Genomic DNA, 25783 nt, shown 5'->3' on the forward strand with positions numbered 1-25783 from the left:
CCCGCCATGGCACACTAGCGTCATCGTGGAAAGGCGGGCTGACATGGCTGAGATCGCTGACCGGACGGTCGTCGAGGTGCGCGGCGTCGCGATCGGACAGGGCATCCCGAAGATCATCGTCTCGCTTACCGGCGCATCACCCGACGAACTGGAGACCCAGCTCGCCACGCTCGCCGACCATCCGGTCGACCTCGTGGAGTGGAGGGTGGACCGCTTCGCCCGGCACGAGTCGGTCGCTGCGGTGCTCGGCATGCTGCGGCGCATCGATGAGCTGCTCGGCCGCCACCCGCTGCTGTTCACCGTCCGCACGGCCAGCGAGGGCGGCGATGCCGCGCTTGACGACGACGCTTACGCCGCGCTCATCGGCGCCGCGCTCGACAGCGGCGACCTCGACATCATCGATGTCGAGTACCGCCGCTCCGGCGCGGCCCAGCTGATCGCATCCGCTCACGAGCGTGGGGCGCCGGTGATCGCCTCCAGCCACGACTTCGCCACGACACCGCCCACCGAGGAGTTGGTGGCCCGCGGGCTGGCGATGCAGGACCTGGGTGCCGACATCCTGAAGCTTGCGGTCATGCCCCACTCCACCGCCGATGTCCTCACCCTGCTCGACGCCACACGGCAGCTGCGGGAGCGCAGCATCCGCCCGCTGATCACCATGGCGATGGGACCGCTGGGCGCGGTGACCAGAATCGCCGGTGGCGTGTTCGGGTCGGCTGCGACGTTCGGCCGGCTCGGGGCGGAATCCGCTCCCGGCCAGCTGCCGGTCGACGGACTCCGCGCCGCGCTCGAGCTGCTCGGCACCGGCGACTAGGGCGCTATCAGCCCTTCGTCGCGATGCTGACGATCTTCGGCGCGCGCACGATCACGTTCACGATCTGGCGTTCACCGATCGCGCGCTTGGCGCCCCCGGTGTCAAGCGCGAGGCGCTCCAGTTCGGCGGCCGCGATATCCGGGCTCACGGTGAGGCGATCACGCACCTTGCCGTCCACCTGCACGACGCAGGTGACCGATTCCTCGACCAGCAGCGCCGGGTCGGCCGTCCGCCAGAGCGCGCTGGCAACGGTGGGCTGGTGGCCGAGCTGCTCCCACATCTCCTCCGCGGTGTACGGGGCGAACAGGCTCAGCGCGAGCGACACGGTCTCCGTGGCCTCGCGCACCGCGGCATCCGCCGGGCCAACACCGCTGTCGATCGCCTTGCGGGTCGCGTTGACCAGCTCCATGATGCGCGCGACGGCGACGTTGAACTTGAATCCCTCGATGAGTCCTGGCGCGTCGGCGAGTAACCTGTGGGTGACCCGGCGGAGGGCGACGTCACCCGTGCTGAAGTCGATCCCGGGCTCACTCGTGACGTCGTTCGCGAGCCGCCACGCGCGGGCCAGGAACTTCGCCGAAGCGTGCGGCGCGACATCCGCCCAATCGATGTCGTCCTCTGGCGGGCCGGCGAACGCCATCGTCAGGCGCACCGCGTCGACACCGTGCTCGTCGAGCTGGTCGCTGAGTCGCACCAGGTTGCCGCGGCTCTTGCTCATCGCCGAGCCGTCCATGAGCACCATGCCCTGGTTGAGCAGCGCGGTGAATGGCTCGGTGAAGGTGATGTAGCCCATGTCGAACAGCACCTTGGTGATGAAGCGCGCATAGAGCAGGTGCAGGATGGCGTGCGTCACACCGCCGATGTACTGGTCGACCGGACCCCACTTCTCGGCCTCTGCGGGGTCGAAGGCCTGCGTGTCGTCGTTCGGGTTCAGGAACCGCAGGTAATACCAGGAACTGTCCACGAAGGTGTCCATGGTGTCCGGGTCCCGCCTGGCCGGCGTGCCGTCGAGCGGGTTTTCGACACTCACCCAGTCGGTGGCGCCGCCAAGCGGCGAGGTGCCCTTCGGCGACAGGTCGAGCCCCTCGCTCGGCGGGAGTGTCAGCGGCAGCTGGTCCTCCGTCATCGGGATGAGTTCGCCGTTCGCGCCGTGGATGATCGGGATCGGAGTGCCCCAGAAGCGCTGGCGGGAGATCAGCCAGTCCCGCAGCCGGTAGGTCTTCGCGGCGCGACCGGTGCCTGCCTCCTCGAGCAGTTCGATCATGCGCGCGATCGCGTCCCGCTTGGACAGTCCGTCCAGCGGACCGGAGTTGATCATCCGCCCGTCGCCGACGAGCGCCTCACCGGTCGCGACCGGGTCGAGGACGGTGGCGTCGGATGCGACCGGGTCGTCACCCGCGTCCGTCTCGATGCTCGGGTCGGCAGCCGCGGTGGGGTCGACGACGACCCGCACCGGCAGGCCGAACTTGCGGGCGAAGTCGAGGTCACGCTGATCGTGCGCAGGGACGGCCATGATGGCGCCGTGACCGTAGTCGGCGAGCACGTAATCGGCAGCCCAGATCGGCAGCCGCTCACCGTTGACCGGGTTGACGGCGTAGCGGTCGAGGAACACGCCGGTCTTCTCCCGGCTGGCGTCCTGCCGGTCGATCTCGGTCTCCTTCTGCACAGCCTTCAGGTACTCGGCGAACGCGGCCTGCACGTCGGGAGTTGACCCATCGACCAGCTCGGCTGCGAGCTCGGAGTCGGGTGCGACGACCATGAAAGTCGCGCCGAACAGCGTGTCGGGACGGGTCGTGAACACGGGGACCTTGTCCTCGCGGCCCTCGATCTCGAACTCGACGTCAGCGCCGGTCGAGCGGCCGATCCAGTTGCGCTGCATCGAGAGGACCTTGGACGGCCAGTGCCCCTCGAGCTGCTCCAGGTCATCGAGCAGCCGGTCGGCGTAGTCGGTGATCTTGAAGTACCACTGGGTGAGCTTCTTCTTCTCGACGATGTTGTCACAGCGCTCGCAGCGGCCGTCGACGACCTGCTCGTTGGCGAGCACCGTCTGGTCGAACGGGCACCAGTTGACCCAGCTGGCCTTGCGGTAGGCGAGACCCTTCTCGTACATCTTCAGGAACAGCCACTGGTTCCACTTGTAGTACTTGGGGTCGCTCGTGTGCAGCACACGGTCCCAGTCGAAGGATGCCGCGTACAGCTTCATGCTCTTCTTCTGCTGGGCGATGTTCTCGTAGGTCCACGCGAGCGGGTCGACACCGCGCTTGATGGCGGCGTTCTCGGCGGGGAGGCCGAAGGAGTCCCAGCCGATCGGGTGCAACACGTTGTAGCCGCGCTGCCGCCAGTAGCGGGCGATGACATCACCCAGCGCGTACGCCTCCGCGTGACCCATGTGCAGGTCGCCGGAGGGGTACGGGAACATGTCGAGCACGTACTTGCGCGGACGGGTGTCGTCCGGGTCCGAGGTGGAGAAGGGCTGAAGCTCGTCCCACACCGCCTGCCACTTCTGCTGGATGCGGGCGATGTCGTACTCGGGCGCGTCGTCTGCGCTGTGATCGGCCAAAATGTCTCCTCAGGCGAAGGGTCGGCGCCTCTTCCGACCCGACTTACCAGCGTACCGGTCGCGCAGTATCGACACCGAGCACGTCGAGCAGGGCGCGCGCCTTGATGCGCACCTCCTCGAGTTCCTCCTCTGGCACCGACAGCGCCGTAATCCCACCGCCGGCACCCACCGTCGCACCGCGCGCATCCAGCACGATGGTGCGGATCACCATCGCCAGGTCGATCCGCCCGTCCAGTCCGAAATAGCCGAGCGCGCCCGAGTAGACCCCCCGGGCGCGCTGCTCGAGCGCGTCGAGGGTGAGGATCGCGCTGTGCTTGGGCGCGCCCGTCATCGACCCCGCCGGGAAGCACGACTCGACCGCATCCACGCCACTGGCATCCGGGCGCAGCTTGCCCGTCACGGTGCTGACCAGCTGGTGCACCTGCGCGTAGCTCTCCACCTCCATCAGCCCGGTCACCGTGACCGTTCCGCGCTCGCTGACCCTGCCGATGTCGTTGCGCATCAGGTCCACGATCATCAGGTTCTCTGCCCGCTCCTTGTCGCTGGATTCGAGCTCGGCCCGCAGCGCCGCGTCGTCGCCCGCGGTCTGTCCGCGGCGGCGAGTCCCCTTGATCGGCCGCGTCTGCACCAACCCGTCCGGGGTGACCAGGAGGAACTGCTCCGGCGACGAGCTCAGGATGGCGAGCTCCCCCACCCGCAGGAAGGCGCCGTGATGCGCCGGGCTCGTCACGCGCAGCCGAAGGTAGGTCTCCGCCGGATCCGGCCGTGTGTCGACGCTCGCTTGCGTTGTCAGGCACAGCTGGTATGCGTCGCCGCGCCGGATCGCATCCTGACAGCGCTCGATCTTCTCGAGGTAGTCGGCATCGGTGTACGCCCAGGCCGCGGTCGACCGCCGCGCGGGGGGCGGTGGCTCCGGCACCCGGGCGTCGCGCAGTTGCGCGACGACCCGATCCCGCCACAGCGCCAGCTCCCCCGCCCACGAGTCGCCCAGAGCGACGAGAGTCACGGTGCGGGCCGCATGGTCGAAGGCCAGCGCCCGGTCGACGAACAGCAGCGCGGCATCCGGATGCCTGGAGCGCCTCCCCAGGCCCGTGCCCATCGTTTGCGCGTGGAGCTCGTAGCCGAGGTAGCCGACCCAGCCGAGCTGGAACACCCCGGCCGCCGGATCCGGCAGCGCACCGCCTTCCCCGCGCAGGAAGTCGAAGATGGTGCCGGGCGTTGGGTTGCCTTGGGCCGTCACCGAACCATCGGCGACGGACGCCGTCACCAGCCGAGCTGAGCCAGCCAGGTAACTCCACCCCTCGGTCGCCGAAGGCCCGGAATCGAGCCACACCGCGCCAGGCGAATCCGCGAACAGGCCGAACGCGGCAGCCGGGTCCACCCACCCGGGAATGGCGTGCGTCAACACGCGGGTTCCGGGGGTGCGCTGACGCATACGCTAACTCTATGAGCCGCACCGACCTCCTCCGCTGGAACGGCAGCACGCTCGAGCCGCTGGAGTACTGCGACCCGAGCGAGTACCTCTTGGAGGCCGCCGATTCCTGGCTCGTCGAGGATGGTCAGACCCTCGCCCTCGGGCTGCACCGCGAACGGTTCACCCACGCGATCGCTGCGCGCGGGTTCGACACCGATCCGGATGCGTTCTGGCGCGCGGCGACCGACAGCGTCCCGAACGATGGTGCCTGGTTCCCGAGGGTCGAGCTGCAGTCCCGCGGTGGTGCCGGACTGTTCGTGCTGCGGCTGCGCAACGCTCCCGAACGCGCGCAGGCCATCACCCTCGCGACGCACAACGGCCCGGACCCGCGCACCGCACCGCGCATCAAGGGGCCGGACCTGGCGGCGATGACCCGGCTGCGCGGGGAGGCGAAGCTCGCGGGAGCCGATGAGGCGGTCATCCTGCGGGATTCTCTCGTGGTCGAAGGGTCGACCACGGCGCTGCTCTGGTGGGAGGGCGATGTGCTGTGTCAGCCGCCGCTCGCGCTGGAGCGGATCGACAGCGTCACGGCGAGGGCGCTCATGGGCATCGCTCTGGCGCTCGGCACGAGTGTCGAGGAGTCGGCAGCGACCCCGGCCGATTTGGACGGCCGCGAGCTGTGGGCGCTCAACGCGCTGCATGGCATCCGCATCGTCACCGGATGGGTGGACGGACCGTCTCTCGCGGCGGAACCCGGTAGGCTCCACACCTGGCGCACGCGACTCGCTGCGCTGCGCACCACACCCGAAGGACCACCCGCGTGAACGCCATCCTGGACTGGATCCTGGCGACGGTCTCTTCCGTGCACCCGGCGGTGCGTACGCTGCTGGCCGGCCTGGCGATCATGCTCGAGACGTCGGTGCTGATCGGCTTGATAGTGCCAGGCGACTCCGTGGTGATCGTCGCGAGCACCGCGATCAGCAACTGGTTGGAATACCTCTCGCTCATCCTGGTCGTCATCGGCGGCGCGCTCACCGGCGAGAGCATCGGCTTCGCCCTCGGCCGGTACTTCGGGCCGAAGATCCGGGACTCGCGGTTCGGCGGGTGGATCGGACGGGACAATTGGCGTCGCGCCGAGAACTACCTGGACAGGCGCGGCGGGATCGCGGTGTTCGTCTCGCGCTTCCTGCCCGTGCTGCACTCGCTCATCCCGCTGACCGTCGGCATGAGCTCGATGACCTACCGCAAGTTCATGACCTGGACCATCCCCGCCTGCGTCATCTGGGCCGTCGCCTACGCATCCGTCGGCTGGGCGGCTGCGGGGACTTACCGCGAGCTGTCCAAGCAGCTGCACTGGGCCGGCTACGTCTTCGTGGGCATCATCGCCCTGTTCCTGCTGCTGATCGTGGTCGTGAAGACCGTGCTGCAGCGCAGCCAGGCCAGGCACATGGAACGCCCGGGCGACGGCGACGCCAACACCCTCGAGGACGCCGAGTCCTAGCGCGCTCAGTCGATGAGGTTGTTGTCCCTCAGCCAGTCCTCGGCGATCTGCTTCGAGCTCTGCTGCTCTGTGGTGCTGAGACCGTTCAGCCGGATCAGCTCGTCGGTGGTCAGCAGCGCGTTCACCTCGTTCAGCAGGTCGGCGATCTGGTCGGCGAGGTCCTGGCTCACGATCGGCACGACGTTCTGCGCGAGAAACAGTCCCTCTGGGTCATCCAACGTCACGAACCCGCTGGTGGCAATGTCGGGGTCGGCCGAGTAGACGTCGCCCATGGTGATCTCACCGCTCTCGAGTGCAGCCTTGGTCAGCGGCCCGCCGCTGTCGCCGATCGCCGTGAACGACACCTCGACGCCGTAGGTCTCGAGCAGGCCGTCCGGCCCGTACGGGCGCTCGGCCAGCTCAGGATTGCCGCCGAGGATGATGGGCACGTCGACCCCGGCGAGGTCGGCCAGACTCGTCACGTCGTGCTCGTCTGAGAACTCCTGCGTCACGTTGTACGAGTCGGCGTCCTGCGCGTCCGCGCGATCCAGCGCGGTGAGGCCATCAGGGAGCGCGTCGGTGAGCTGTTGGTACACGGTGTCCGGATCGGTCCCGGAGCTGTCCGGGTCGAGGAACTGCAGCAGGTTTCCGGTGTACTCGGGGAAGACGTCCACTTCGCCGTTCTCCAGCGCCGGCCAGTACGCGTCGCGCTGGCCGATCTGGTAGCGGCGTTCGACAGTGAAGCCGGCGTTCTCGAGCACCTGCGCGTACAGCTCGGCGATGATCTCGTTCGAGTAGTACGCCTGCGAACCGACCACGATCGTCTCGCCGTCACCGGTGGCTCCCGGCCTCGGCTCGAGCGGGTTGCTCTGGCTGCACCCTGCGATGCCGAGCACCGCTGAAAGCGCGATCGCGGACAGCGCCAAGCGCTTCGGGCGGGCGGAGCTGGTCGTTGCTGTGAACATGGCTTTCACCTCTCGTCCCTCACGCTCGTGAGGGTTCAACTGTCTCACGCGCCCTGTTCGGCCGCGCACTGATATTCCTGTGTTTGGCCGCAAGAACCCCGCGAGGAGTAGCGAGCCGTTCCAACACCGCGAACAGCGCATCCAGCAGCAGCGCGAGCGCGACGATGACGAGTGCCGCGCCGAGCATGACGTCGTACTGGCGCAGCGGTATCGCGGTGAAAATGTAGATCCCGAGCCCGCCGAGCCCGACGTAGGCGGCCAGCGTCGCTGTCGCCACGATCTGCAGGGCAGCGCTGCGCAGCCCACCGATCAGCAGCGGCAGGCCGATCGGGATCTCGACCTTCATCAGAATCTGCCACTCGGTCATCCCCATGGCTCGGGCCGCGTCCACCGTCTTGGGATCGACGGACTGCACTCCCGCGTAGGCGCCGGCGAGCACCGAGGGGACGCCGAGGACCACGAACACGATGATGGCCGCGACATCCGCTCGTGCCGGGCCGAGCAGCAGCGCCATGACGGTCAGCAGCCCGAGGGAGGGCAGGGCACGCGCAGCGCCGGACAGCGCCACCGCCACCTCGCGTCCCTTCCTCGTGTGCCCGATGTAGTAGCCGAGCGGGATCGCGATGACAGCGGACACCAGCAGGGAGACGAACGTGTAATAGAGGTGCTCGCCGATCCGCACGGGCAGCGCGTTCGCTCCCTCGAGGCGCTCGGGTGAGAACAGCCAGGCGATCGCGTCCAGGAAGAGGTTCACGCCGGAACCGCCGTGGTCACCGGAATCCGGCGGCGCGCGCGGGCGTCAAGGCGCGTCCACGGCAGCACCAGCCGGCCGAGCAGCACGAGCAGCCCGTCAAGGATGAGGGCGATCACCACGGTCATGACGATACCGGTGACGATCTCGACGATGATGCCGCGCTGCAGGCCGTTGGTGAACAGGAAGCCGAGGCTCCGCACGCCGACGAAGACACCGACCGTGACGAGACTCACCGTGCTGACTGCGACAACACGCAGGCCTGCGAGCAGCACAGGACCGGCCAGCGGAAGCTCCACGGAGAAGAACCGCCGCCACGGCGAGTAGCCGACCGCGGTCGCCGATTCGCGGACGATCGGGTCGACTGATGCGAGGCCGTCGGCAACCGAGCGGGTCATGAGCGCGACGGCGTAGATGGTGAGCGCGATGAGCACGTTGAGTTCGCTCAGGAAGCTGATCCCGAGCAGCGGAGGCAGCAGCACGAACAACGCCAGCGACGGGATCGTGTAGAGCAGCCCGGCGAGGGTCAGGACGAGTCCGCGAGTCAGCTTGTACCGATAGGCGAGCCACCCGAGCGGTACCGACACGATGAACCCGAGGATGATCGGCGGAAGACTCAACCGCAGGTGCTCGACGGAGAGTTCTAGCACCAGGTCGAGGTTGTTCCACAGCCAGTTCACTCGCCGGGCTCCCCCTCCAGCAAGACACCCGCTGCGCGACCGTCGCGGTCGATGAGAACGGTGCGGCCATCGGTGTGAACCGCTCGCAGCGCGCGGCGGCCACGATCGGCACCGATGAAATCCGCCACGAAGTCGCTCGCCGGGTTGGCGAGGATCTCGGCCGGGCTGCCGACCTGCGCGATCCGGGCGCGCTGCTCGAGGATGACCACCTGATCGCCGAGCAGGAAGGCCTCGTCGATGTCGTGGGTGACGAAGACGATGGTCTTGGCGACTTGCCGTTGGATGCGGATGAGCTCCTGCTGCAGGTCGGCGCGCACGATCGGGTCGACCGCGCCGAATGGCTCGTCCATGAGCATGATGTTCGGGTCCACCGCGAGAGCCCGTGCCACACCGACCCGCTGCTGCTGCCCTCCGGAGAGCTGACTGGGATAGCGATCGGCAAGCCCTCGGTCCAGGCCCACCGTGTCGAGCAGTTCCAGCGCACGCGCTCGCGCGTCGCGCTTCGACACGCCTTCCAGCAGCGGGACGGTCGTGATGTTGTCGACGACCTTGCGATGCGGCAGCAGCCCGGAATTCTGCAGCACGTAGCCGATTCGCCGCCGCAGCGGGACCGGCGCGACGCGCGCGATGTCCTCACCGTCGATCTCGATGGTCCCCGACGTCGGGTCGACCATCCGGTTGATCATGCGCAACAGCGTCGTCTTGCCGCTGCCGGACGAGCCGACGAGCACGGTGGTCCGCCGGGACGGCAATTCCAGGCTGAAGTCCTCGACGGCGATGGTGCCGTCAGGGAAGCGCTTCGAAACGGAGCGGAACTCGATCATCCTGCTGACGGCTCATTCCTCGTGTACGACCGGCGGTGTGACCAGTCCAACACTAAATAGAGCTACCGTCATTCCCACGGGCGCCGAACGAGGATCAGCTCTGCTTCGGCTCGCCGTAGTGGCCGACCAGGTACTCCCGCGCGACCCGCCGGGCCTCGCCGATGTAGGCGTCGTCCCCGGAACTCTCAAAGCTGAACGCCCGGGACAGCAGCGCGTCGACGATCGTGATGACCACCTCGAGGCGCATGCCGAGGTCCCCTTCGGGCAGCCCGTAGCGCGACACGAACACCGGGACGAGTTCGCGCACAACGCGGCTGGCACCGGTGTCAGCGCCCTCACGGGGGCGCAGGTCGATGACGTCACCGAAGCGCAGCGCGGCGAATGCCGGCTCTTCGCGGAACGAGGAGACGAAGTCGTCGATCACCGCGTCGAACGCATCCCACCAGGTGTCGTGCCCGGTGTCGGTCACGCTCGCCCTGACCTTCTCGGTGAAGCGATCGACGGCGCGGGCGCTGACCGCCTGAAGCACGGCAATGCGATCGGGAAAGTAGCGGTACACGGTGCCGATGGATGCGCCGGCACGCTCGGCGACCATGGCGGTCGTCAGACGCTCATACCCCAGCGCATCGATGGCCGCCGCAGCGGCATCGAGCAGGCTTGCAAGTCGCGCGGTGCTTCTCGCTTGAACCGGTTCATTGCGTAGAAGTGCGGATGCGTCAAGCACTTGGACTCCCTGTGGATCGTGCGAATTCGGGGTAATCGCGGGTGGAACTCAATTAGTTTCGAAATACTATCGCGCCCCCGTCAGGGGGCGTGTCACATACTCACACCTAGGACGTAAATCACGGGTATTTTTCAGGATACTGGTTTGGCAGCCCACCCGGCCGGTGCACGGCGACGCACCGGCCTCATGAAAGACTGGTCGAATGAGTCGCCCCGTTCCAGCCTCCGACGACCGGTCGCCGGCCCCGGAAACTCCGCCCCGCCCCGGGTTCGCGGCTCGTCTCGAGGACCGATTCCACGCCTGGCGCGAACGGCGCGCACGGAAGCGCGGCCACACCCCGGTCGTCATCCCGTACACCGGCTACGGCTCAGCCGGCTGGACTCGCGTGCTGTGCCGGGTGCTGCTCGCCAAGCCGTCGCCGCCGGTCGAGAATCCGCAGGCGCGCTACAAGAAGATCCGCGGCTGGCGAAGCTTCACGAGTGTCTCCGTCAACGACGTCGACGTCATCATCACGATCGAGGGTGTCGAGCACCGCTTGCGCGCCGACCGCGGCGGCATCGTCGACGCCGTGGTGCCGACCGAACTCAGCCCCGGCTGGCACACGGTCACCATCCGCACCGACGAATCGGAGACCGTCGACGCACCCGTCTTCATCGTGACTCCGGATGCCAGTGTCGGCATCATCTGCGACATCGACGACACGGTCATGGTGACGAGCCTCCCCCGCCCATTCCTGGCGGCCTGGAACACCTTCGTGCTCGACGAGCATGCCAGGCGGCCGGTTCCCGGGATGGCCGTCCTGCTGGAGAAGCTCACCCGGGCGCACGAGGGCGCGCCGGTCATCTACCTGTCGACCGGCGCCTGGAACGTGGCGCCGACCCTCAACCGCTTCCTGTCACGCAACCTGTACCCGGCCGGGCCGCTGCTGCTCACCGACTGGGGTCCGACGCACGACCGCTGGTTCCGCAGCGGCCGAGCCCACAAGGAGCAGAGCCTGGGGCGGATCGCCGAGGAGTTCCCGAGCCTCCGCTGGATCCTGGTCGGCGATGACGGCCAGCACGACGAGGAGATCTACGGCGAGTTCGCGGGTTCGCACCGGCAGAACGTCGCCGCCGTCGCCATCCGCCAGCTGACCGGCGGTGAGGCTGTGCTGGCCGGTGGGCGCAGCAAACCCGACGAGCACGAACCGGTCGAGTCGGTGCCGTGGGTGTACGCCGAGGACGGCGCCGGCCTCGCCGACCACTTCGAGTCGCTCGGCCTGCTTTAACCGATTACCGTTGAGTGGCGGTTCTTCTTGCCGCCGCCTATCCCAGGAGTGTTCATTGATTCAGCGCAGCCAACTCGTGCGCCACGACTTCGCCATCCGCGACCTCACCGTCTCGGCCGTGCGGGAACTCTCCCCCAGCTTCCGTCGCGTGACGCTCACCGGCGCTGACCTGGCCGGATTCACCAGCCTCGGCGCCGGCGACCACAGCAAGGTCTTCTTCCCCGACCCGGCGAACGGCGACTACGCGGTGCCCGCCCTGACCGAGGATGGACTGCGGATGCCGGATGCCGGCACCGTGATCATGCGCGACTACACGCCACGCGACTTCCGGGAACTGCCGGCCGAGCTGGACATCGACTTCTACCTGCACGGCGACGACGGACCCGCATCCGCCTGGGCGGCGCGGGCCAGCGAGGGAGATCGTCTGGTCGTCGCCGGACCACGCGGATCCCACTTGCCGCCCACCGGGGCGGCACGGGTCGTGCTGCTCGGTGACGAGACCGCCCTGCCCGCGATCGCGCGCTGGATCGAGATCCTCCCGGAGCCGATCGAGGTGTTCGTCTTCGTCGAGTTGGGCAACCAGTCGGATGCCGCCTACCTCGACCCCGACCACGTCCACCGGGCCCGCGTGGTCTGGCTCGGCAAGGGCGACGGCGGGCTCGAGCGCGCCATCCGGTCACTGGATACGGCGGTCATCGGCGACGACACCTACTTCTGGGGTGCTGGCGACAGCGAATCGCTGCTTCCGGTGCGCCACTACCTGCGCCGCGAACTGGGCCTGCCGGTCACCCAGGTCAAGCTCACCGGCTATTGGAAGCCCGGTGTCGAGGCTCTCGACCACCACGCGCCGATCGACCCCACCGACCCCGACTGACGGCCAGGGCGGAACACGCCCTAGCTCGCCGCCTTCTTCCCCTTCTTCGGCGCTGGCGCCTTCTTCTGGCCGCCGCGGGACTTCTCGACGCTCTTGCGCAGCGCCTCCATGAGGTCGAGCACCTCGCCGCCCTCCTCTTCGGCGGCCTGCCCGAAGGTCGCCTCGGTGTCGAGGGCGTCGCCCTCCTCGAGCTTGGCGTCGATCAGGGTCTTCAGCTGCTGCTGGTAGTCGTCGGTGAACTCGTCCGGGGTGAAGTCCGACGAGAACGAATCGACGAGCGCAGCCGACATCTCCCGCTCCTTCGCGGTGATCCGCGCCGGGTTCTCGAGCGACGGGAACTTCGCCTCCCGGATCTCGTCACCCCACAGCAGGGACTGCAGCATGAGAACACCCTCCCGCACCCGCAGCGCGCCCAGCTTGGTACGCTGCCGCAGCGCGAACGTGACGACGGCGGTGCGGTCGGTGTCCTCAAGGGTCTTCCGGAGCAGCTCGTACGCCTTGTTGGATGAGCCGTCCGGCTCCAGGTAGTAGCTGCGGTCGAACATGATCGGGTCGATCTGGTCGGTGGGGACGAATTGCTCGACGCTGATCTCCCGGCTCTTCTCCGCCGGCAGCGCCTTGAAGTCCTCCTCGGTCAGGACCACGGTGCGTTCGCCGTCGTCGAAGGCCTTGTCGATGTCGCGGTACTGCACCACCCTGCCGCACACCTCGCAGCGGCGTTCGAACCGGATGCGCCCGCCGTCCTTGTTGTGCACCATGTGCAGCGAGACGTCGTGATCTTCGGTGGCGCTGTACAGCTTGACCGGCACGTTGACCAGCCCGAATGCGATGGAGCCCTTCCAGATCGATCTCATGTCACGCTCCTATCCACCTTTCAGTACAGCCGCGAACGCGAAGGCTTATCAAGGGATTTCCCAGTTACACGGCAAAGATTGAGCCATGCCGAAGGCGACACGGGGCACGGGAGAACTGGTCTCGGTCGATGGAAGGCGCATCCGGATCACCAACCTCGACAAGGTGCTCTACCCGGAGACCGGGACGACCAAGGCAGACGTCATCGCCTACTACTCGGAGATCGCCGACGTCCTGCTCCCCCACTGCGCGAACCGGCCGGCAACCCGCAAGCGCTGGGTGCACGGTGTCGGCACCGCGAGCAAGCCCGGTGAGGTGTTCTTCCAGAAGAACCTCGACAACTCGACTCCGCCGTGGGTGCGCCGCCGGCCGATCGAGCACAGCGATCGCACCAATGTCTACCCGCTCGTAAACGACCGGCCGACACTCGTCTGGCTGGCGCAGATGGCCTCCCTGGAGATCCACGTGCCGCAGTGGGCGTTCGGCCCGCGCGGTGCGCGACTGAACCCGGACCGGATGGTGCTCGACCTCGACCCCGGCGAGGGCGCCGGGCTGCAGGAGTGCGCCGAGGTCGCCCGGCAGGCGCGCGCCATCATGAAGGGCATGGGCCTCGACCCGATGCCGGTCACCAGCGGCAGCAAGGGCATCCATCTGTACGCGGCCCTCGACGGCAGGCAGACGTCGGATCAGGTCTCGGCGGTGGCAAAGGAGCTCGCGCGTGCACTGGAGGCCGATCACCCCGACCTGGTCGTCAGCGACATGAAGAAGACGCTGCGCACGGGCAAGGTGCTGGTCGACTGGAGCCAGAACAACGGCAACAAGACCACCATCACGCCCTATTCGCTGCGCGGCCGGCTGCACCCGATGGTCGCTGCCCCACGAACCTGGCGCGAATTGGCATCCAAGGAGCTCGCCCACCTGGACTACCAGGAGGTGCTGAAGCGCGTGCGCACTCGCGGCGACCTCCTCGAGGGACTCGACTCGGTCGCAGCGTCGGCCGGGAGTGCCGAGGGGCACGACCGGCTCGAGCTGTACCGCGACAAACGCGACCCGAAGAAGACGCCAGAGCCGATGGGTGGTGCGCCGACCGGTGACGGCAACTCGTTCGTGATCCAGAAGCACGAGGCACGACGGCTGCACTACGATTTCCGGCTCGAGCGGGACGGCGTGCTCGTCTCGTGGGCGATTCCGAAAGGGCCACCGACGGACCCGAAACAGAACCATCTGGCGGTACATACCGAGGACCATCCGCTCGACTACGGCTCGTTCGAGGGTGAGATCCCGGCCGGCGAGTACGGCGCCGGCCATGTCGAGATCTGGGACCGCGGTAGTTACGAGGTGGAGAAGTGGCGCGAGGACGAGGTCATCGCGACCCTGCACGGCGCGCCGGAGGGCGGCCTCGGCGGCTCCAAGCGGTTCGCGCTGATCCGCACCGGCGCAGCCGGGAATCCGGACAACTGGCTGATCCACCTGATGAAGCCGAAGACCGAGGAGAAGCCCCGGTCGGGGCAGCCCGCCAGGACGATGCCAGAGCCGGTGAAGCCGATGCTCGCCACGGCGGGGACGCTCGAGGGCTTCAGCGGCGCGGATGACGACGAGTGGGCATTCGAGATGAAGTGGGACGGCGTGCGGGTCATGGCCACCGTCGGCGGTGGCGAGGCGCGACTGTTCAGCCGGAGGGGGCTGGACATCACCACCACCTACCCGGAGGTTGTCGTCGATCTCGTCGCGCATGTCACCGTCGACTCCGCATTGCTCGACGGTGAGGTGGTCGCGCTCACCAAGGCCGGAAAACCGAGCTTCTCGCTGCTGCAGCAGCGGATGGGGCTCAGCAAGCCGCGGGACGTCGAGCGGGCGATGCGCTCGATCACCGTGCAGTACCTGGTGTTCGACGTGCTGAACGTCGACGGCGAGGACCTCACGGACCTTCCGTACTCGAAGCGGGTCGAGCGGCTGGCCGAGACGGTCAGCCAGGCGGGAACAATCCGAACACCGGATGCTTTCGTGGGAGACGCCGAGGCCGCGATGGAAACCAGTCGCGAGCTCGGCCTCGAAGGCATCCTCGGCAAGCGGCGGACCAGCAGCTACCGCGCGGGTGACCGTTCCCGCGACTGGGTCAAGCTCAAGCACACCGCAACGCAGGAGGTCGTGGTGGCCGGCTGGCGACCGGGCAAGGGAAACCGGTCGGGGCGGGTCGGCTCGCTGCTCGTCGGCATTCCAGAGGACGGGAAGCTGCGCTACGCCGGTCGCGTCGGCACGGGCTTCAGCGAGGCGGAACTCGGCTCGATCACCAAGCGGCTCAGCACCCTGTCACGCGCGACCAGCCCGCTCATCGACGTGCCACGCACAGACGCGGCCGACGCCCACTGGGTGACGCCCAAGCTCGTGGGTGAGGTCGAGTTCTCGGAGTGGACGACAGCGGGCCGGCTTCGGCAACCGACCTGGCGGGGTTGGCGACCCGACAAGTCCCCGTCCGAAGTCCGCAAGGAGAGCTGAACCAGGTGGCACGGCTGCGGAGGGTCGATCCGGCTGCCCCGGGCTGGCGCAGGGTGCGCGCCGGCCGCGGCTTCCGCTACCTCGACGAGTCCGGTGCGCCACTTCCGGAGGAGGAGCTCGAGCGCATCCTCGCCCTGGCGATCCCGCCCGCATGGAAGGATGTCTGGATCTCACCGTGGCCGAATGGCCACATCCAGGCGGTCGGCACCGACGCCGCGGGCAGGCGGCAGTACCTGTACCACGAGCAGTGGCGCCGCAAGCAGGACGAGCTGAAGTTCGATCGGGCGCTGGAGCTTGCCGCTCGGCTGCCCGGCGCCCGACGCGCCGTCACCATTGCGTTGCGCGGCGACGACCTGACACGCGAGCGTGCCCTGGCCGCCGCGTTCCGCATCCTCGACACCGCGGCCCTGCGGGTGGGTGGCGAGCAATACGCGCAGGACAACGGAAGCCACGGCCTGTCGACCCTCCTCTGCCGCCACGTCACGATCTCCGGCGACACCATCGAGTTCTGCTTCCCAGGCAAGAGTGGGCAGGAGTGGTTCTCCGCCGTCACCGACGCCGAACTGGCCAGAGCGGTCAGAGCGATGAAGCGACGCTCCGGTCGATTGCTCGGCTGGCGGGACGACGACGGCTGGCATCCGCTCACCGCCGCCGACATCAACGACGCGGTGCGCTCGCTGGTCGGGCCGGATTTCACGTCCAAGGACTTCCGGACGCTGAGTGGCACCATCGCGGCGGCGAGATCGCTCGCGGGAACGCTTCCGAAGACCCGCTCCGCTCGCGACAAGGCGGTCGCAGCCGCAATGCGGGACGCAGCCGAGGCACTCGGCAACACGCCAGCCATCGCCCGGAAGAGCTACGTCGATCCCAGGGTCATCGACCGCTTCCATGACGGAGAGGTGATCTCCAGGGCAGGCGCCGGCGAAACCGCGCTTCGAGACCTGCTTGAGGATCGCTAGAGACAGCTTCTGAAAATAACACGGATACCAGTCAGGATACGTGCGGTGAACGCGCAGAGGCCGCGGTCAGGATGACAAGGCGAACTCTAACTGACAGGGAGGCTCGTTGGACGGAAACGCGACGACCTCGCACACCAACGTCGCCCTGCTCTCGGTCACAAGCACCCTCGCTGCGCGAATCACTTCATCGGCCGAGATCGACAGGCAGCTGGCACCGGTCCTGCGCAAGTTGAAACTGCCCGACGGCCTGCTGCAGCGGGTTGCTGGCGTGCACGAGCGCCGCAACTGGGGCGAAGGCCAGACTTTCGACGACGCGGCTGTCTCCGCAGGTGAACGGGCCTTGCAGGCGGCAGGCGTTGAGCCCGGTCAGGTGGGGCTGCTCATCAACACCTCGGTGACGCGCAAGAATCTGGAACCGTCCGTGGCCGTGCGCATACACCACCGGCTGGGGCTGCCGTCATCCGCTGTCAACTTCGACATTGCGAACGCCTGCCTCGGCTTTGTCAACGGGATGTCACTGGCGGCCGGGCTCATCGACTCCGGCCAAGTGAAGTATGCCGTCATCATCGACGGTGAGGACGCCGACGACATCCAGATCAACACCATCAACCGGCTCAGCCGCAGGGGCATCGGCCGCAAGGACTTCATGAGCCAGTTCGCCAGCCTCACCCTTGGTTCCGGAGCCGCTGCTGCCGTGCTCGGACCGGCGGATGCGCATCCGGCAGGCCACCGGGTGCTCGGCGGCGTGACCCGCGCGGCCACCCAATTCAACGACCTCTGCGTCGGCAGTGTCGACGGCATGTTCACTGATGCGAAAGCGCTGCTCAAGGGCGGCATGGAGCTGGTTGTCTCCGCCTGGGACGAAGCGAAGCGCGACTGGAACTGGTCGAACATGGACCGCTACATTGTGCACCAGGTGTCGGACGTGCACACCAACGCCATAGTCAAGGCATCGGGCATCGACCGCTCCCGCGTGCCGCTCACCTACCCGAGACTCGGCAATGTCGGCCCCGCGTCGATCCCGATCACGCTCGCCGAGGAGGCAACAAGCCTGGCCCCGGGCAGCCGGGTGTTGCTGATGGGCGTCGGGTCGGGCCTGAACACCGCGATGATGGAACTCGCCTGGTGACGCCGCGTCTTCCGCGTGCCGCTCTTCTCACTGCCCCTGCCCGGCTGCCGCCTCTTGTCCTCGAGGGCATGGACGCCGCCTCTTCCCGGCTGGTGATCGCTCCGGATGCGCAGGGCAGACCGCGCACCTGGCACCTGCTCGACAACGCGGCACGGCTGGCGGAGCTCGGCGTTACGGCGACGGGCACGATTCTCTGCGTGCACGGCAACCCGACCTGGTCGTATCTGTGGCGCGGGCTGGTCAGCGCGGCGACGGATGCGGCGGGACTCGGTGACCCCGCCTGGCGGGTGATCGCGGTCGACCAGTTGGACATGGGTTTCTCGGAGCGCACCGGGGAGACCCGCGGCCTGCCTGGGCGGGTCAGCGACCTGTCGTCGCTCACAGACGCGCTGGAGCTGAACGGCCCGGTCTTCACCCTCGGCCATGACTGGGGTGGCCCCATTTCGCTCGGCTGGGCGATCGACCATCCCCAGCTGCTGGCTGGGGTAATGCTGCTGAATACAGCAGTGCACCATCCCGGCGGCCCCATCCCCGTCCCGCTTCGACTGGCCTTGAGCGCGCCGGTGCTGGGACCCGCGACGGTTTCCACGCCTGCGTTTCTGGAGAGCACTCTGGCTCTGGCACATCCGCCGCTCACCGCCGACCTGAAGCGAGGCTACCGCGCCCCCTACCGAACGGCCAGCCGCCGTGGCGGTATCGGGGCCTTCGTCGCCGACATCCCCATCGGCGCTGATCACCCCAGCCGAGCCGAACTCGACCGCATAGCCGACGGGGTGCGCAACCTCAGGCGGCCCGCCCTGTTGCTGTGGGGGCCGCTGGACCCGATTTTCAGCGACAACTACCTGGACGACCTCATCGAGCGGATGCCGCAGGCGGACGTGCACCGATTCGAGGGGGCCGGCCACTTGGTGGCCGAAGATGCCGACTACGCTTCGGCGGTGCTCGCCTGGCTGGACGAGCAGCAGGCAGTGGGGCAGCTGGATCCGCCTTTCCAGCCAGCGACTGCGGTCGCGGCGGGGTCCGACCGGCCCCTCTGGCACCACCTTGAAGCGCTTCGGGACAGCTCCGGCACCGCGCTCGTCGAACTCGCGCCGCCACGCGGCCGCACTCCCCGGGTGGTGAGCTGGCGCCTGCTCTCGCGTCGGGTGCGGCAGATCGCTGCCGGCCTGACGCGCTGCGGAGTGAAGTCCGGCGATCGGGTTTCCCTGCTCATCCCGCCCGGCGCCGACCTCACCGCGGTGCTGTACGCCTGCCTGCGCATTGGTGCGGTGGTGGTGGTGGCAGACGCCGGCCTCGGCCTGGGCGGGCTCACCCGGGCGGTGCGCGGCGCCAGGCCAGATCACATTGTGGGTGCGGCGCCCGGACTCACGGCCGCCCGGGCATTGGGCTGGCCGGGGCAGAGAATCGCCACCGCACGGCTGGCACCCGGCGCGAAACGCGCGCTCGGGGTCTCGCACCTGCTGGCCGATGTCGCCCGGCTGGGGTTCGACGAGGAACTTCCGCCGCCGCCATCAGCCGCCGATACTGCCGCGGTGCTGTTCACGTCCGGTTCCACCGGGCCCGCGAAGGGCGTCGTCTACACGCATGCGCAACTCGCCGCGCTCTGCAAGGCGCTTGCCGACCAGTACGGCGTCGGAACGGGCACCGGCCTAGTCGCCGGCTTCGCCCCGTTCGCCCTGCTGGGCCCCGCGCTCGGTGCCCGGTCGGTCACCCCCGACATGAACGTGACGTCCCCGAAGACACTCACCGCCTCGGCGGTCGCGGCCGCGGTGGCTGCGGCGAATGTGGACACCGATTCCACTGTGGTGTTCCTCTCTCCCGCCGCCCTGTCCAACGTCGTAGCAACCTCGGATGCCCTGACCGCCGCCGACCACAGCGCCCTGGGGCGGGTGGAACTGTTCCTCTCGGCCGGAGCCCCGGTGTCCGAGTCGCTGTTGACCGCGGCCTCCGCGCTGATGCCGGCGGCGAGCGCGCATACTCCTTACGGCATGACCGAGGGTCTGCTGCTGACCGATGTCTCGTTGCAGGGCATCTGGGCTTCGGCTGCCGTGGCGGCGGACGGCCCGGGCGGCGTTTGCGTCGGTTTCCCGACGGCGACCACGCAGGTGCAGATCAGCCCCCTGGATGAAAACGGCAACGCGGTCGGTGCCCCGATGGATGCACCCAACGTCACCGGCGAGATCGTCGTCTCGGCGGCGCACCTGAAGGACCGCTACGACCGGCTCTGGCTGACCAACGTAGCCGCCACCCGCGGCACGGGCGCCGGACGCTGGCACCGCACTGGCGACGTCGGCCACCTCGACGAACAGGGGCGGCTGTGGGTCGAGGGCAGGCTGCCGCACGTGATCACCACGGCGGCCGGCGTGCTCACCCCGGTCGGTCCGGAGCAGGCGATCGAGTCGGTTCCCGCCGTTGCCCGTGCCGCGGTGGTGGGTGTCGGTCCGGCTGGCACCCAGCAGGTCGTCGCGGTGGTTGAGACAATTCGGCCTGCCCCACGCGTGTCCATGGCTAGCACCGAGCTGGCGGCTTCCGTTCGGGCATCCGTCTCGCATCCGATCGCGGCGGTGCTTGTGGTGCCGCGGCTGCCGACCGACATCCGGCACAACTCGAAGATCAACCGCACGCGGCTCGCCGAATGGGCAACGCGACTACTGGCCGGTGGCCGCATGGTGCGGCCATGAGGGTGCTGGTCACCGGGGCGAGCGGGTTCCTGGGTCGGGCGGTCGCGGCGCAGGTCGCAGCGGCCGGACACTCGGTGCGGACGTTCCAGCGGCGGCCTTCCGGGGTCGCTGGCGTGGAGGACGTGCACGGTTCGGTGACCGTACGTGCCGACGTCGACCGCGCGGTTCGGAACATCGACGCGGTGGTGCACCTGGCGGCGAAGGTGTCGATGGCGGGTGACCCGGCCGAGTTCCGACAGGTGAACGTCGGCGGTACGCGGGCGATGCTCGCCGCAGCGCAGGCGGCTGGGGCCAGCCGATTCGTGTTTGTCTCCTCCCCCTCCGTCGCGCACTCGGGCAGCTCGATCATGGGCGACGATGCGTTGCCTGCCGACCCGCTGCGTGCCCGCGGTGACTACGCCCGCACCAAGGCGGTCGCCGAGCTGATGGCGCTGGCCTCCGACGCCCCGGGGTTCTCGGTGGTGGCGGTGCGCCCGCACCTGGTCTGGGGTCCGGGCGACACCCAGCTGATCGCGCGCATCGTCGACCGGGCCAGGCGCGGCCGGTTGCCGCTGCTCGACCACGGCGCAGCCATGATCGACACGACGTTCGTGGACAATGCCGCATCCGCGATCGGTGCTGCGCTCGAGCGGGCGGATGCCGTCCACGGCCAGGCGTTCGTGGTCACCAACGGGGAGCCGCGCCCGGTATCGGAACTGCTGGCCGCAATCTGCACCGCGGCTGGCGTAGCCGCTCCCCGCTGGCGGGTCCCTGCGGCGGTGGCGCGTGGTGGCGGTTCCCTCGTCGAGGCGCTCTGGCGGGTGCGGCCGGGTGCGGATGAACCGCCGATGACCAGGTTCCTGGCCGAACAGATGTCGACGGCGCACTGGTTCGACCAGCGTCGCACCCGCGCCCACCTGCAGTGGGCACCCACGGTCACGCTGGAGGAAGGCTTCCGCCGCCTGGCCGCGTCGTACAGACGGCGGTCATAGTGCTCAGGGACCGGCCGATCCGGCCGGGTACTCCTCGAGCGGCACCTCGTCGTCTCGCCATGCCTTCATCACCGGCTCGACGATGCGCCAGCACTCCTCGATCACGTCGGAACGGACCGACAGTGTCGGGTCGCCCCGCAGCATCCCGGAGATGACCTCGCCATACGGCAGCAGGTCCCCCGTGCCGAAATCGACCCGCAGCGTGGTCTGCTCGAGCGTGAACGGGTCGGCCTCGCCGTTGATGTTGAGGTCGAGCTCGATGACCTCTGGGCTCAGCAGGATGCGCATCCGCGTCGCTCCGTCGTACCCCTTGAACCCGCTCGGAAGGTGCGGCACATCCTTGAACTGAACGACGATCTCCTTTCGGATGTCGCCGATCGCCTTCCCCGAGCGCAGCCGAAACGGGACACCGGCCCAACGCCAGTTGTCGATCGTGACGGTCACCTCGGCAAGCGTCTCGGTCTTCCGGGCGGGGTCAACGCCCGGCTCGTCCGCGTAGTCGGGAAAGGTGCGGTCCCCGATCCTGCCTGCGGTGTATCGCGCGCGGCGGCTTGACTGGCGGGCGTCGCCGTGGGCGACCCGGGTCGCCCGGAGCGTCTGCGCTATCGCGCCGCGCAGGTCATCGGCGTCGACGCTCGACGGCGGTTCCATCGCGAACAGCGCCAGGACGATCAGGAGGTGGCTCTGCAGCATGTCGCTGAGCGCGCCGGCACGGTCGTAGTAGGACGCGCGCCCTTCGAGGCCGAGTTGCTCGTCGAAGACGATGTCGACGGCTGCGATGTTGTCCGAGTTCCAGACCGGCTCGAAGATTCGATTCGCGAAGCGGACGCCGAGCAGGTTGAGCACCGTGGCCTTGCCCATGAAGTGGTCAACCCGGTGCACGGCGTTCTCCGGAACCAGCCTGGCCAGCAGCCGGTTGAGCGCCTTGGCGCTCTTCAGGTCGGTCCCGAACGGCTTGTCGAGCCCGAACACCGTGCCATCGGGAAGCTCGACCCGTGCGAGGGCGCGGCACGCCTTGGCTGTCACCGCCGGTGGCAGCGCGAAGTAGACCGCCGGCGTGCCCTCCACTTCGCCCAGCACCCGCCGCAGCTCCTCAGGGTTGGTCACGTCGGCCTGCAGGTAGCGGGATCGCGCGGCGGTGTCCGAAGCGTACTGGCCGGATGCGCCGATCGAGTCGAATGATTTCCTCACCCGCTCGCGCCAGTCGTCGTCAGACAACGGGTCCTGGCCGACTCCGATGAGGTGGAAGCCGGTCATCCGCTCGGCATCCAGCAGTTGACCCAGGCCGGGCATGAGCAGTCTGGCGGCCAGATCGCCCCCACCGCCCAGGATGACGAAGGTGTCGATTCGGTCGGCCATGGGGCCAAGGCTAACCGGCGACCTTGAAGACAGATCAGGGTTCCCTGACGGGAGAGCGTGTCAGGATGAGCGCGTGCCACTGCGCATCGAGGACTACGCACTCATCGGTGACTGCCACACTGCCGCGCTGGTCGGTGTCGACGGGAGCATCGACTGGTTGTGCCTGCCGCAGTTCGACTCCCAGTCGATGTTCGGCGCGCTGCTCGGCACCGAAGACCATGGTCGCTGGCTGCTCGCACCGGCCGACGCGGTGCTGTCGACGAGCCGCGCCTACGACGGTCCAACCTTCAATCTGGTCACACGCTGGGAGACCGCCGATGGTGAGGTCGAGGTCACCGACCTCATGCCCCACGGGAACAAGCGCGCCGACCTCGTCCGCCGGGTGCGTGGCATCCGTGGCAGCGTGACGATGCACCAGGAGGTGCGCATCCGCTTCGGGTACGCCAACGCCATGCCGTGGGTTCGCCAGGTGGCGCACAAGGGCGGGCCGGCGCTCATCGCGATCGCCGGCCCGGATGCGGTCATCCTGCGGGGACCGGCGATGAAGGCCATCGACCATGCGCACGCGTGCGACTTCACCGTGTCGGCAGGTGAGACGGTCGACATCCAGCTGACCTGGTACAAGTCCTACCGCCCGCCGCCGCCCGCGGTGGATATCGATGCGGCGATCGAACGCACCACGGCGTGGTGGACCGACTGGGCGGCGCCGCTGCAGAACACCGGTCCCTACCGTGATCAGGTACTGCGCTCCATCCTCGTGCTGCGCGCGCTGACGCTCGAGACAACAGGTGGGATCGTGGCGGCAGCCACGACCAGCCTGCCCGAGCAGTGGGGTGGCGTGCGGAACTGGGACTACCGCTTCGTCTGGCTGCGCGACGCGTCGGCCACGCTGGAGGTGCTCGCCAGCCGCGGGTTCACGAGCGAGGCCCTGGCCTGGCGCGGTTGGCTGCTGCGCGCCATCGCCGGCGATCCCGCCGACATCCAGATCATGTACGGACTCGCAGGAGAGCGGATGCTCGTCGAGCACATCGTCGACAGCCTGCCCGGGTACGACGGCGCCGCTCCCGTGCGACGCGGCAACGCCGCCTTCGGCCAGTACCAGGGCGACATCTTCGGCGAGGTGATGATCGCGCTGCAGAAGTCGCGCGAGGCAGGCATCGAGGAGGATCGCTTCTCGTGGCCGCTGCAGCGCGCGCTCATGCAGTTCGTGGCGGAGAACTGGCAGCGACCGGACCACGGCATGTGGGAGATCCGCGGCCCGAAGCGGCATTTCACCCACTCTCGTGCCATGCTCTGGGCCGCCGTCGATTGCGGAGTGCGCGGCATCGAAGAGCACGGCCTCGACGGCCCGCTCGACGAGTGGCGTGCGTTGCGGCAACGCATCCGGGACGACATCGAAGAACATGGGTTCGACCGCAGGCGGAACAGCTACACGCAGTACTACGGCAGTGAGGGCGTCGACGCCACCCTGCTTCAACTGGCCCAGATCGGCTACCTGAAGCACGACGACCCGCGGATGCTCGGCACGGTCGCCGCGATCGAGAACGAGCTCATGCGCGACGGCGTGCTGTTGCGCTACCGAACCGAGACCGGCGTCGACAAGCTCCCGCCGGGAGAGCACCAGTTCCTCGCCTGCTCGTTCTGGCTCGTCGAGCAGTACGCGCTGAGCGGCCGGGTGGAGGATGCGATGGCGCTGATGGACCGGCTGGTCGGCTTCTGCAGCGACCTTGGTCTGCTCTCGGAGGAGTACGACACCGGCCAGGGTCGACAGGCCGGGAACACGCCGCAAGCGCTCTCCCACCTCGGGCTGGTGCGCGCAGCTGGCGCCATCGCATTCGCAACGGGAGAGCAGTCCGAGCCGAAACTGGCGACGGTGAGCAAGAAGGCCCAGCGGTGACCACAGCGTCGCGCCGGATGCTGCGGATGCGCCTGGCCGCGCAGCGAATCAGCAACGGCAAGCTCACATCACCCGCCGACGTGGTGCGGTGGATGACGGCGATGCAGGCGCAGGACTTCAACGGCGCACGCTGGGCGGTCGCGTTGCGCACTGACTCGGCCACTCAGCGCGACATGGATCATGCGCTCGCGAGCGGAACGATCGTTCGCTCCTGGCCGATGCGAGGAACGTTGCACTTCGTCGCCCCGGAGGACCTGAGATGGATCCTCGGCCTCACGACCGAGCGACTGCTCCGCCAGGCAACTACCAGGCTCAGCAGCCTTGGACTCGACGAACGGCAGATCGAGACTGCCCGCTACGCGGCGATCGACGCGCTGCACGGCGGCCGCTCGCTGAGCCGGATGGAACTCTACCGAGCATTCGAGCGCGGCGGCGTGTCGGCGAATCAGCAGCGGGGCTACCAGTTGCTGTGGATCTTGTCGCAGACCGGGACCCTGTGTTTCGGGCCACCCGACGGGAACACCCAGACCTTCGCGCTGCTGGACGATTGGGTTCCGACGTATCGGCAGTTGGAGGGCGACGAAGCATTGGGCGAACTCGCACGCCGCTATTTCGCCGCGCGCGGGCCCGCCACGATTCGCGACTTCGCCTGGTGGGCGTCGCTCAGGCTCGCCGATGCGCGTCGGGGACTGGCCGTCGCGCGCGACGACCTGGAGCTCACCGAGTTTGATGGGGCCGAATTCTTCCACGAAGCCGCCAGCGAACAGGGTGCGGATGGAATCCGGCTCCTTCCCGCCTTCGACGAGTACCTGCTCGGCTACCAGGACCGCTCACTCCAGCTCGACGGCGAAAGCCTCGGGGATCTGGTGCCCGGCGGCAACGGAGTGTTCCCGAACACCCTCGTTGTGGACGGGGTGGTGCGTGGCACGTGGCGTCGGCCCTCGCGTGCGACGAGCGTCGAGGTGACGCCGTTCGAGCCGCTGAAGCCTCGCGCGGAAGCGGGTCTTAGAAGGCCGGCGCGCGAATACGCGCGGTTCCGTGGTGAGAAACACGCTGAGGTTGTCGTCACTGGGTAGCCTCCGGGGC

Annotated in this window: 21 protein-coding genes; 12 read left to right on the forward strand and 9 right to left on the reverse strand. The window is 68.3% G+C overall.

All coding sequences use genetic code 11. From position 1 onward, the window contains the following. The first annotated feature begins 43 nt into the window (after nt 1–43). Nucleotides 44–814: a type I 3-dehydroquinate dehydratase gene (gene aroD / locus HGK58_RS10490; protein ID WP_168627516.1), complete on the forward strand. Its 771-nt coding sequence runs from the start codon at nt 44–46 to the stop codon at nt 812–814. A gap of 7 nt (nt 815–821) precedes the next feature. On the opposite strand, the gene leuS is transcribed toward aroD, so the two are convergent. Further along, nucleotides 822–3374 (reverse strand): leucine--tRNA ligase, encoded by a 2553-nt coding sequence (leuS, locus tag HGK58_RS10495; protein WP_210422822.1) that lies wholly within the window; start codon nt 3372–3374, stop codon nt 822–824. A gap of 43 nt (nt 3375–3417) precedes the next feature. Then, nucleotides 3418–4809, reverse strand: a complete 1392-nt coding sequence (pabB, locus tag HGK58_RS10500) for an aminodeoxychorismate synthase component I (protein ID WP_168627517.1) — start codon at nt 4807–4809, stop codon at nt 3418–3420. 11 nt (nt 4810–4820) lie between these two features. Between pabB and HGK58_RS10505 the strand changes: the two genes are divergently transcribed. Both HGK58_RS10505 and HGK58_RS10510 read left to right on the forward strand, forming a co-directional pair. Next, a complete protein-coding gene (locus HGK58_RS10505; RefSeq protein WP_168627518.1) occupies nt 4821–5612 on the forward strand; it encodes an aminotransferase class IV in 792 nt (263 codons plus the stop codon). After that, a complete protein-coding gene (locus HGK58_RS10510; protein WP_168627519.1) occupies nt 5609–6289 on the forward strand; it encodes a DedA family protein in 681 nt (226 codons plus the stop codon). Before HGK58_RS10505 ends, HGK58_RS10510 begins: the two co-directional genes overlap by 4 nt. A 5-nt stretch (nt 6290–6294) precedes the next feature. Here HGK58_RS10510 and HGK58_RS10515 read toward each other — a convergent pair whose 3' ends face one another. The 5 genes from HGK58_RS10515 to HGK58_RS10535 form a co-directional block, all read right to left on the reverse strand. Next, nucleotides 6295–7233, reverse strand: a complete 939-nt coding sequence (locus tag HGK58_RS10515) for an ABC transporter substrate-binding protein (protein ID WP_168627520.1) — start codon at nt 7231–7233, stop codon at nt 6295–6297. A 19-nt stretch (nt 7234–7252) separates the two neighbouring features. Beyond that, a complete protein-coding gene (locus HGK58_RS10520; protein ID WP_168627521.1) occupies nt 7253–7987 on the reverse strand; it encodes an ABC transporter permease in 735 nt (244 codons plus the stop codon). Then, nucleotides 7984–8664: an ABC transporter permease gene (locus HGK58_RS10525; protein ID WP_168627522.1), complete on the reverse strand. Its 681-nt coding sequence runs from the start codon at nt 8662–8664 to the stop codon at nt 7984–7986. The genes HGK58_RS10520 and HGK58_RS10525 overlap by 4 nt, the downstream gene beginning before the upstream one ends. Then, nucleotides 8661–9488 (reverse strand): ATP-binding cassette domain-containing protein, encoded by an 828-nt coding sequence (locus tag HGK58_RS10530; RefSeq protein ID WP_168627523.1) that lies wholly within the window; start codon nt 9486–9488, stop codon nt 8661–8663. Before HGK58_RS10530 ends, HGK58_RS10525 begins: the two co-directional genes overlap by 4 nt. A gap of 94 nt (nt 9489–9582) precedes the next feature. After that, nucleotides 9583–10212 carry a TetR family transcriptional regulator gene (locus HGK58_RS10535; RefSeq protein ID WP_168627524.1) on the reverse strand — a complete coding sequence of 210 codons (630 nt, stop codon included), beginning with the start codon at nt 10210–10212 and terminating at the stop codon, nt 9583–9585. 202 nt (nt 10213–10414) lie between these two features. On the opposite strand from HGK58_RS10535, the gene HGK58_RS10540 reads away from it, so the two are divergent. Then, nucleotides 10415–11479: a phosphatase domain-containing protein gene (locus HGK58_RS10540; RefSeq protein ID WP_168627525.1), complete on the forward strand. Its 1065-nt coding sequence runs from the start codon at nt 10415–10417 to the stop codon at nt 11477–11479. Between the two features lie 55 nt (nt 11480–11534). Continuing rightward, nucleotides 11535–12353 (forward strand): siderophore-interacting protein, encoded by an 819-nt coding sequence (locus HGK58_RS10545; protein WP_168627526.1) that lies wholly within the window; start codon nt 11535–11537, stop codon nt 12351–12353. Nucleotides 12354–12373: 20 nt separating this feature from the next. On the opposite strand, the gene HGK58_RS10550 is transcribed toward HGK58_RS10545, so the two are convergent. Continuing rightward, on the reverse strand, nt 12374–13207 hold the full coding sequence (locus tag HGK58_RS10550) for a Ku protein (RefSeq protein ID WP_168627527.1): 834 nt from the start codon (nt 13205–13207) through the stop codon (nt 12374–12376). Between the two features lie 85 nt (nt 13208–13292). Here HGK58_RS10550 and HGK58_RS10555 point away from each other — a divergent pair, with 85 nt between their 5' ends. From HGK58_RS10555 to HGK58_RS10575, 5 genes are all read left to right on the forward strand, one after another. Beyond that, nucleotides 13293–15701 carry an ATP-dependent DNA ligase gene (locus HGK58_RS10555; RefSeq protein ID WP_168627528.1) on the forward strand — a complete coding sequence of 803 codons (2409 nt, stop codon included), beginning with the start codon at nt 13293–13295 and terminating at the stop codon, nt 15699–15701. Nucleotides 15702–15706: 5 nt separating this feature from the next. Further along, nucleotides 15707–16660, forward strand: a complete 954-nt coding sequence (locus HGK58_RS10560) for a DNA topoisomerase IB (RefSeq protein WP_168627529.1) — start codon at nt 15707–15709, stop codon at nt 16658–16660. Nucleotides 16661–16766: 106 nt separating this feature from the next. After that, nucleotides 16767–17789, forward strand: a complete 1023-nt coding sequence (locus HGK58_RS10565) for a 3-oxoacyl-ACP synthase III (protein ID WP_168627530.1) — start codon at nt 16767–16769, stop codon at nt 17787–17789. Between the two features lie 68 nt (nt 17790–17857). Beyond that, nucleotides 17858–20470, forward strand: coding sequence for an alpha/beta fold hydrolase (locus HGK58_RS10570; protein ID WP_168627531.1), 2613 nt, complete (start codon nt 17858–17860; stop codon nt 20468–20470). Next, nucleotides 20467–21441, forward strand: coding sequence for an NAD-dependent epimerase/dehydratase family protein (locus tag HGK58_RS10575; protein ID WP_168627532.1), 975 nt, complete (start codon nt 20467–20469; stop codon nt 21439–21441). Before HGK58_RS10570 ends, HGK58_RS10575 begins: the two co-directional genes overlap by 4 nt. Before the next feature lie 3 nt (nt 21442–21444). Here the strand turns inward: HGK58_RS10575 and HGK58_RS10580 are convergent, their stop codons facing one another. Continuing rightward, complete coding sequence (locus HGK58_RS10580; protein ID WP_168627533.1) at nt 21445–22800, reverse strand: glucose-6-phosphate dehydrogenase; 1356 nt, start codon at nt 22798–22800, stop codon at nt 21445–21447. A 73-nt stretch (nt 22801–22873) separates the two neighbouring features. Here HGK58_RS10580 and HGK58_RS10585 point away from each other — a divergent pair, with 73 nt between their 5' ends. Next, nucleotides 22874–24697: a glycoside hydrolase family 15 protein gene (locus HGK58_RS10585; protein WP_168627534.1), complete on the forward strand. Its 1824-nt coding sequence runs from the start codon at nt 22874–22876 to the stop codon at nt 24695–24697. Further along, a complete protein-coding gene (locus HGK58_RS10590) occupies nt 24694–25773 on the forward strand; it encodes a winged helix DNA-binding domain-containing protein (RefSeq protein ID WP_168627535.1) in 1080 nt (359 codons plus the stop codon). The genes HGK58_RS10585 and HGK58_RS10590 overlap by 4 nt, the downstream gene beginning before the upstream one ends. The last annotated feature ends 10 nt before the right edge of the window (nt 25774–25783 follow it).

Source organism: Cryobacterium sp. BB307 (assembly GCF_012274275.1).
Taxonomy (GTDB): domain Bacteria; phylum Actinomycetota; class Actinomycetes; order Actinomycetales; family Microbacteriaceae; genus Terrimesophilobacter.

Bases quoted from the DNA above. Each gene is read 5' to 3' on its own strand.
- HGK58_RS10540 (WP_168627525.1), top strand. From the start codon at position 10,415: ATGAGTCGCCCCGTTCCAGCCTCCGACGACCGGTCGCCGGCCCCGGAA.
- aroD (WP_168627516.1), top strand. From the start codon at position 44: ATGGCTGAGATCGCTGACCGGACGGTCGTCGAGGTGCGCGGCGTCGCG.
- HGK58_RS10505 (WP_168627518.1), top strand. From the start codon at position 4,821: ATGAGCCGCACCGACCTCCTCCGCTGGAACGGCAGCACGCTCGAGCCG.
- HGK58_RS10570 (WP_168627531.1), top strand. From the start codon at position 17,858: ATGGACGCCGCCTCTTCCCGGCTGGTGATCGCTCCGGATGCGCAGGGC.
- HGK58_RS10575 (WP_168627532.1), top strand. From the start codon at position 20,467: ATGAGGGTGCTGGTCACCGGGGCGAGCGGGTTCCTGGGTCGGGCGGTC.
- HGK58_RS10530 (WP_168627523.1), bottom strand. From the start codon at position 9,488: ATGATCGAGTTCCGCTCCGTTTCGAAGCGCTTCCCTGACGGCACCATC.
- pabB (WP_168627517.1), bottom strand. From the start codon at position 4,809: ATGCGTCAGCGCACCCCCGGAACCCGCGTGTTGACGCACGCCATTCCC.
- HGK58_RS10580 (WP_168627533.1), bottom strand. From the start codon at position 22,800: ATGGCCGACCGAATCGACACCTTCGTCATCCTGGGCGGTGGGGGCGAT.
- HGK58_RS10555 (WP_168627528.1), top strand. From the start codon at position 13,293: ATGCCGAAGGCGACACGGGGCACGGGAGAACTGGTCTCGGTCGATGGA.
- HGK58_RS10550 (WP_168627527.1), bottom strand. From the start codon at position 13,207: ATGAGATCGATCTGGAAGGGCTCCATCGCATTCGGGCTGGTCAACGTG.
- HGK58_RS10515 (WP_168627520.1), bottom strand. From the start codon at position 7,233: ATGTTCACAGCAACGACCAGCTCCGCCCGCCCGAAGCGCTTGGCGCTG.